An 8,089-nucleotide genomic window follows, 5' to 3' on the forward strand; every position below is an offset into this window, starting at 1 on the left:
GAAATTCAATGACCAGTCAGGGCCGATCCACGTCGCCGCGCACCAGCAAGGTGAAGGAATCGCGGGTGACGGTTTCGGGGCCCTGCTGGATCGTTCGCACCACCCACACCGGGAACAGCGCGCCGATGGTGTTGAAGCGCAGCACGTTGCCGGCCGCCCAGCCCGAGCCCCAGCCGAGGGCGCGCAGCGTGAAGTAGGGTTTCGCCGTCGCTGGATTGATCGGCGCCAGATCGTTGGCCGTGGTGCCCGTGGCGATCACGCCGACGTGTTCGCCGATGACCTGAAACGCCGTGGTGTTGGTGAACTGGACGGCCCAGCGTTCGGTGATGGCACCGGCGTTCGTTACCGTGATCGGCGCCAGCACATCGTTGAACGTCGCGGTGGCGGCGTTGCCGGTCAGGGCGTCGGTGAACGCGCCGTTCCACGTCGCCTGGTCGAACAGCGTCGACACGTACGCGCGCAGATCGCCCGAGACCAGCGCGGAGGAAATGCGCGAACCGGTCGGATAGTCGTGCGTGATCTGCCGGGTGAAGGCCAGGCGCCCGGAGATCTGCACGTCGGACACTTGCGCCATGTCCTCGATGCGATGCTCGACCGTGACCGGCTGGGCGAGGCCGGTGACGCTCGTGAACGTCACCCGCCCCGCTTCCAGGTCCACCGTGTATCCGGCGGTGATCACGACGCCGTTGGCATCGAGCACGCGCACCCGCGACAGTCGCACCCGGTCGCAGTCGATCACCTGGCCGGCGCTCGCGGTAAACGGGCCGACCGTCTCGGTGTGGCCGATCACCGCGAAGTCGCCCATCCGAAAGATCGGCACGCGCCCGTCCTGGGGCAAGCGGACCGGATCGAGACCGATCAGATCGGCATCGAGCGGCAAGTAGGAATACGCGACCGCGTTGTACTTGATGGTGTCGGCGAACACCGGCGCCGGTTTGAACACCTTGGGCACGCCGTCGAGCACGACGACCGCATCAGGATCGAACCAGATCTCGTCCTCGTTGCCGGCAGCGACCACCCACGACCCGAAGCGCGCGCGGACGACGCCGGTCTCGTAGTCGATGGCGCCGGTGATGCCCGCGCCAGCGATGATCCCGTGGTTGTCGGCACTGACATTGATCGTGCCGCCGGTCAGTCTCGTGGCGAGCAGTTGCAGGCTCGACGGCCGCACCGGCGAGGCCGGAATGCGGAAGGTGACCTCGTCGACCGGCGTGCCGTCGAGACTGGTCAGCAGCGAGCGCAACTGGATCGCCGTGGGCTGGCCGGGCACCCAGGCGGTGAGCGTCACCGCGCCGGTCGCGTAGTTGATCGCGCCCGCCAACGTCGCCGCGCCGTTGACCGGGTTCAGGTCGTAGTAGAGGCTGCCGAGGCGGTCGAAGTAGGTCTTGCCGCCGAGCGTGAAGCCGGCACTGCCGGGCACGATGGGTTCGGCGAAGCTCGGGGTGAGATCGAGCGCCAGGCCGCTCGCCGTGAAGGTCTCGGTGACCGAGTTCGAGGTGCCGGTGGCGCGATAGCGCACCTTCGCCCACGCCGTCTCGTCGATGGGCATGGAAGCACCCGCGGTGATGTACTCCCAATGCGAGAACACGTTGCGGTACACCGGAACGAGGGTGCCATCGGCAAGGCGCGTGAGTCCGATCTGGGTCACCAGATAACGGGCGACTGGAATGCGCACCGTGGTGTCGGGCAGGAAGCGCAGTACGCCGGTGGCGTAGTTCACGGTGCCGTAGACAACGCCTTGCGTGTCCTTCAGGTTGCCATTGCGGTCGTCCCTGACGATCTTGATCGGATCGACGGGTTGCACCAGTTGCAGTTCGGCCGGCGTGGTCGAGATGTAGTCGAAGGTCTCGATCAGCAGGTTCCACTCCAGCTCGACCGTACCCGGGATCAGGCCGTCGAACTCCACCTCGACGTCGATGCGACCAGTGCCATCGCGCATCGGTGCGTGGAACTCTTCCTCGGTCGGCGGACCCCAGGTGTAAGCGACGTTGTAAGTCTGACCACCGGCCGGCAGCGCGGCCGGCGTCAGTTGGATCAAGCCGGACTGATAGTGGATGGTGCCGGTCGCCGCGCCGGTGATGCGTCCTGCGCCATCGTCCGTGGCGGTGCGCGGCGCGCCGTCATTCCAGGTGATGGTCACGGACTGCGGCGTGATGCCAGCCTGTGCCAGTTGCAGCGTCACTGCCGGTGGCGCGACGGTCTGGTCGGATCGGTTGAAGTAGTTCGCCTTGCCGCCCCACGCGTAGACGATCTCACTGCCCACATCGGGCAGCGCGCCCACCGTCACGGCGACCGTGCCGGAGCTGTAGTTCACGGTGCCGACGCCGTACTCCGGACTGCTGCCCTTGAGCACGCCCGCGCTGTTGTCGCGCAGGTCGTACCACTTGCCCTGCGCGCGATAGCTCACCTGCAAGGTGCCAGGCGCGGGGCTGGGCAGGATCGTCAGCACGTAGTTGTAGGCGCGGTTCTCGATGTCGACGCGCACGCCAGCGGTGTCGGCCACGCGGATCGGCGCGGCCGCGGGGCGGAAGGTGATGGTCTTGTTGCCGGCGTAGTTCGGCGCGCTGGTGGCCATCGCCACCTGGCCGCGCGCGTAGTTCACCGTGCCGATGACCGTGGCGCCGGCCATCAACTGGCCGCCGTTGTCGGTCAGTGTTGCGCCGCTGACGCTGATCGACAGGGTTCCAGGCTGGATCGCATTGCCGACCGACAGGATCGTCGCGGCGCTGAACGCGACCGAGGTCGTGTAGCTCACCGTGCCGTTCGCCGACTCGACCAGGGCTTCGGACGTGCCGCCCGCGGTCAGATCGAGCAGCGGCGTTTCAGTCTGGGCCGACGGCACCAACTGGGTGAAGATGCTGGTGACGCTGGCCGCCACATCGCCGATGGCGATCGGCTGGGTGGTCTTGACCACGCCGCAGTACTTGGCCGCATCGGCAACCACGGTGTCGCGCGTTTTGGTCTTGCCCGCCACCATCGTGAACAGGCGGTCCGGCGGGGAGCCGGGGAAGTCGAAGCGCAGCGCGTCCGACAGATCACAGGTGACGACCACCGCCTCGTAGTCGACGATGCCGCTGCCCGAGCCATAGCTGAAGGTGCGCGTCTCCGACGCCACGCGGGTGACTCGGATGTACTGCGCAAACTCGTTTGCCAGTCCCTCGTTGGCGACCAGGTACAGGGTCTTGCCGATGGCCGGCAGTTCGGCGCCGACGCGCTGGAACAACTGGATGCTGCGCTGGCCGGTGATGTGGTTCTCCAGCAGATAGCCGTTCCACAGCGAGCCCTTGTTGAGATAGGCCTCGATGCGGTCGCGCGCATTGGTGCGGCGGTCGAACACCTCGTCGGTGGAGAAGATCGTGACCGCGACGCGCGGATCGCTCGGCGCTTCGGCCACGATGACGTTGCCGCCCAGATAGGTGTCGGTGGTGTTGGTCTGGATGCTGGCGAAGACCTTGCGCAAGTTGACGCGGCCACCGGCGCGGTCCATCTCCGAGATGTCGTTGAACAGCGAGTTGCTCGCGCCATCGACGATGACGGTCGAGGTGGGTGCGCCGCCGCCTTCGGCAACGTCGTCCATGACCTGGCTGGCAACGAGCTTCACGTCGCCTACGAGAATGGGCATGAGGATCCTGTGGGTGTCAGAGCTGCAGGAATCGCAGCGTCAATCGGTAGCGGTCCGCGTCGGATCGCGCCGGGAAGCCCAGTACGGGCTCTGCGTCGACGCAAAGGTCGGCGTGGCGAAAGGCCACCTCGAAAGTGCGGTCATCGTGCAACCGCAACTCGAATCGCCCGTCGTCGAGCGTCAGGGGCAACGCCGCCCACTCATGCAGCGTGGCCACGGTGGCGCGCGTGACCCAAGCCATGTCGCTGGGACCGACCAGCGTGATCGGCCTGCCGGCCTGCCGTGTCGCCGACTGCACCAGCAGCGCGCCAGTGATCAGGTAGGTGGTTGACGCGACCGCCGGCGTCCACGCGTGCTCGTCGGTCCACAGCAGATCGTCCGGCAGGGTCAGTGTCTGGCCGGATGAGAGTTGGCGCAGTTCCATGGGTCAGGTTCGGGATTGCGCTTCGCGCAGCAGATCCAGCAATCGCGACTCGTCGCGCGCGGGGATCGTCGCGCTCACGGTACGTGCTCCGCTGGCCAGTTCGACACGAATGGTCTTGCTGGGTGGCGGCGCGTCGTTCCAGTCGAGCCGCGGTGTGCGACGCGGCCGCAAACCCGGTGCCGTCAGCTCGTCGAAGTCGGTCGGCATGTTGCGCAATGTGGTGGCCACCCGCGTCGACGCCGCCGGACTGACCAGCCCGCCGCGCGCATACCCCTGGATCTTCGAGGCGACCGCTTTCGCCGGTGCCTTCATGGCGTTGATCGCGGCAAAGAACCCGGCGCCCAGTCGTTTGACGGATTCCCGGCTGACCACGTACTCGCCGGGCGTCAGCATCGCCGGCACGGTGTCCGATTTGGACAGGCCGCCGCGGGCGAAGTAAATCTGTCGTTCGGTCTCCCGATCGATGTACTCCATCAGTTGCCGCTCGAGATCCACGCCGGCGACCTGCGCCTGCGCCATCGCCGTGCGCCAGCGCCCCTTGATCGTGTCGACCGAGCCTGACTCCAGGCTGGTCAGCTTGCGGACTCGCAGCAGGCGCTGGAGATAGTCGCGGTCGTGGAATGCCTGAATGTCGATCGGATCGGTTCTCAGGCTCTGGGTGCCCATCGGGAGCCTCCAGTTCATCCGCTCCATGTGCGCCCGGCCGATCCTCGCGCCCTGCAGGCCGAGTTCGATCAGCTTCAATGCCTCGGACACATCACGATTGACCTTATCCGTCGCAGCCACCGGCTTCGGCTTCCGAGGCGTTGGGCCCGGCGCGCCGACGGGGCTTGCGCCGGCGGGACTCGACGACCAGGTGCCCGGCGAACTGCTCTGCACCGACCCACCGGCTGCAAAGCGCGCGACGCCAGCCAACTTGCGCAGCGTCTCAGCGCCGTACTTGCGCACAGCGGCCTTGCGAATCACGAACGCGCCGGCCTCCAGCGCGCGCGGCACGGTGTCGCCGTCGCCGGTGCCCGGAACTACGCCCGACTTCATGCGTGAGAAGGACAATACGGAACCGCCCTCCGCGTAGCCGCGCGGAGTCGTCACTCCCGACCCAACCAAGCCACCCGACGCATTCTGTTCGACCCGTTTCACGTAGATGGTGTGGGTTGAACTTGTATTCATGCCGTTCAGCGACTGGATCTCGCTCCGGGCCTGACTCGCATTCGTGCTGATCGCGTGCTGTGACTCGGTGCGAATCTGATCGAGTGCGCGAATCTGGCTGTCGACGAGGCGCAACGAGGTCTGGGCCTTCTCGGTGGCGACCTTCAGATCGATCTGGCCGGTGCGATCGGCATAGGTCTGTAGCGTTTCCAGCGCTGACTTGGCGCGACTGATATCGGCGTTGACCAGCAGGGTCTTGCCGTCCTTCAGTTGCGCCTCGAGATCTCGCAGTTGTGCATGTGCCGCCTTGAGGTCGGCGTCGATGCGCACCAGGTACGCCTTCTCGCGAAGCGCCTCCTCGAGTTGGCGCAGCGCCGCGTCGAGCTTGCTGCTGTCAACATTGATGGCGAACTTCAGCCCGGTCTCCAGTTGCGCCTGAATCTGCTCGATCTGCGCCTGGGTGCCGCGCAACGCGGTCTCGATCTGGCTGCGGGCGGACGTCGCCTCACTGGCCGCCTTCTGATGCGCGCGACCTTCGCCTTCGAGCGCCTGGATCGCCAGTTGTTCACTCTCGCGCATCGCATCGATGGCGGTCTTCACCGCCTGCTTCTGCGAGACGATGGTCGCGTCGCCGTCCTTGACCGCTTTGGCGGTCTGCGCGGCCAGATCCTGGGCCTGCTTGGCGTACTGAATCGCCAGTTCGAACTCGCCCTCGGAGATCGCCGCCCGCGCCTTGCGCTGTAGTTCGGCGACCTGGGTCAGCTTGTCCTGATAGGCCTGGTATTCGCCCATCGTCGAGCGTTGCAACTCGCGGATCCGGTCCTCGGTGGTCTGCGACAGCGCGCGCTTCTCATCCTCGATGCGCCGAATCTCGGCCAGATGGCGGTTGGCTTCGGCATTGAGCGCGTCGACATGGCGCACATAGTCAGCCGCCGCTTGCGCCAACGCCTGCTGCTTCGCGGCCAGGATCTCGTTGTCGACACGCAGGGTCGCGGCGCGGCGGGCTTCGTCGGTTTCGGCTTGGCGTTGCGCCGCAACCCGACGCGCCTGGCCCTCCTGCTCGATCAGGCGGAGCGTCTCAGTGAGCGCTTGGGCGCGCAGATCGGACTGCTCCTGCACCGAATCCACCAGCAGCTGCGTGGTCTCCTTGATCAGTTTCGCTTCGGAGGCGTTCGACTGCTCCAGCAAGACCTGTTTCTGCGCGTAATGCGCCTGCGTGCTCGCCAACTGCTGCTGCAGCGTCGCATCGACGATACCGGTCAGGCCCTGATAAGCCTGGGTGATGCCTGAGATCGCCTGCGTCGCCCCTTGCTGCGCCGCAGTCACCACCTGCTCGATGGCCGTGATCTGACTCTTGAGCTTGTTGAGGGTGGCATCGATGGCTTCGATGCCGCGACCGACCGCCTCCTGCGTTCCCTGACGCACGGCCTCCAGCCGCCGCGCCATTTCTTCGGCGCTGGCGGAGCCTGGTCGCCGCCTGCTGCGCGGCGCGGCCCGCTTCGGACGCATCGGCGTACATCTCGCCGAAGATCGCGTTCATCTGGCGCAGCCGCTCTTCGTGGCGCTGCGTGGCCGCAGCGATGGTGTCGCCGGTGAAGATGGCGGCGAAGCGCTCCCAGGAGAACTTGAGCATCTCCAGGCCGTTTTCCAGCACCTGAATCATGGCGATGCCGGCCTTGCGCACAATCTCGAACTTCTCCGACAACCAGGTGCCGATCTCCCAGCCGATCAGTGCGGCCGCCAGCACCGCGAACGATGTTTTGAGCAAGGCCGCGGTGGCCAACGCCGCCGACATCGACAGGTTGGCGGTATTCCATGCCGCCGCCGTGGACGCAGCCGCCGTAACCCCCGCCGTACCGGCCAGTTGCCACGCCGTGATCAGAGCCGGGATCAGTCGGTAGATCAGCACCGCCAGGCCGATCTCGGCGATGACCTTGAGCCAGCCCATCACCGTCTCGAAGTTGCGCGCCAGCCAATCGAGCGCGGTCGCCAGCTTCTGCGTAATGCCGGTGGACTCATCGACCTTGGCAATCCATTGGGCAAACGCATTCTTGACCCGTTCGAACGCCGTGCCGACCGTCACCGGCAACTGCGCGTACTCTGCCGCGAGCTTGTCCTTCTGCGACATCAGCGCGTTGACGACGACATCCGCGGTCAGTTGCCCTTGCTCGGCGAGCTTGCGCAAGCGGCCGATCGGCACGTTCAACCCATCGGCCAGCGCCTGCGCGAGGCGCGGCGAGTTCTCGACCACCGAGTTGAACTCTTCGCCGCGCAGCACGCCCGACGCCAGCGCCTGACCGAACTGCAGCAACGACGACTGGGCCTCCGACGCCGAGGCACCCGAGATCCGCAGCGCCTGGCTGATCGACTCGGTCAGCGACAGCGCCGTCTTCTGCTCACCACCCAGTTGTCGAACGGCTTGCCGCAGCTTGCCGTACAGCGTCGACACTTCCGCCAGCGGCACGCCGATGCGCTGCGCGATGGCGAAGAGTTCGCCCTGCGCGATCACGAACTCGCGCTGGCCAGCGGTCGCGAGCTTCAAGCGCGCCACCATCAGGTTCCACTGATCCGCAACCTGCACCAGTTGCGTGACCTGCTGCGTCGCCCAGGACACGCCGACGAACGCCAGCAACTGCGTCCGCGCACGAGTCAGCTGATCGCCGAGTGCCGCCGTCCCCGCCTTGAGCTCCGCCATCCCCTGCGCAGCCTTCGCGCCCGCGGTCTTCGCAGTCGCCGACATCTCGTTGAACGAGCGCTCGGCCGAAGAAATCGCGCGCTTGAGGCCCTCATCCGCGCCCTCCAGGGCGACGAGGAGGGAGATGCGGTTGGGCATGGGCTTGTCGGCTTAAGATCGAACGCTGGCGCCTGGCGAAAACTGCGGCAACTGGGGTGAA

At 66.4% G+C, this 8,089-nt stretch carries 2 protein-coding genes and 1 pseudogene; all 3 read right to left on the bottom strand.

Annotation, left to right across the window (positions count from 1 at the left end; genetic code table 11):
- Window positions 1-16: 16 nt before the first annotated feature.
- The 3 genes and pseudogenes from IPK27_05780 to IPK27_05790 all read right to left on the bottom strand — a co-directional run bounded on the left by IPK27_05780 (window position 17) and on the right by IPK27_05790 (window position 8,028).
- On the bottom strand, window positions 17-3,622 hold the full coding sequence (locus IPK27_05780) for a hypothetical protein (GenBank protein ID MBK8067134.1): 3,606 nt from the start codon (window positions 3,620-3,622) through the stop codon (window positions 17-19).
- A 16-nt stretch (window positions 3,623-3,638) separates the two neighbouring features.
- Entirely contained in the window at window positions 3,639-4,046 is a 408-nt protein-coding gene (locus IPK27_05785; protein ID MBK8067135.1) for a hypothetical protein, read from the bottom strand.
- 3 nt (window positions 4,047-4,049) lie between these two features.
- Window positions 4,050-8,028 (bottom strand): annotated as a pseudogene (locus IPK27_05790) (phage tail tape measure protein).
- Window positions 8,029-8,089: the final 61 nt, after the last annotated feature.

This window comes from Rhodanobacteraceae bacterium (assembly GCA_016713135.1).
GTDB lineage: Bacteria > Pseudomonadota > Gammaproteobacteria > Xanthomonadales > SZUA-5 > JADKFD01.

What these genes read in the sequence shown, in the direction of transcription:
- IPK27_05780 (MBK8067134.1), bottom strand. Translation starts at nt 3,622, where the DNA reads ATGCCCATTCTCGTAGGCGACGTGAAGCTCGTTGCCAGCCAGGTCATG.
- IPK27_05785 (MBK8067135.1), bottom strand. Translation starts at nt 4,046, where the DNA reads ATGGAACTGCGCCAACTCTCATCCGGCCAGACACTGACCCTGCCGGAC.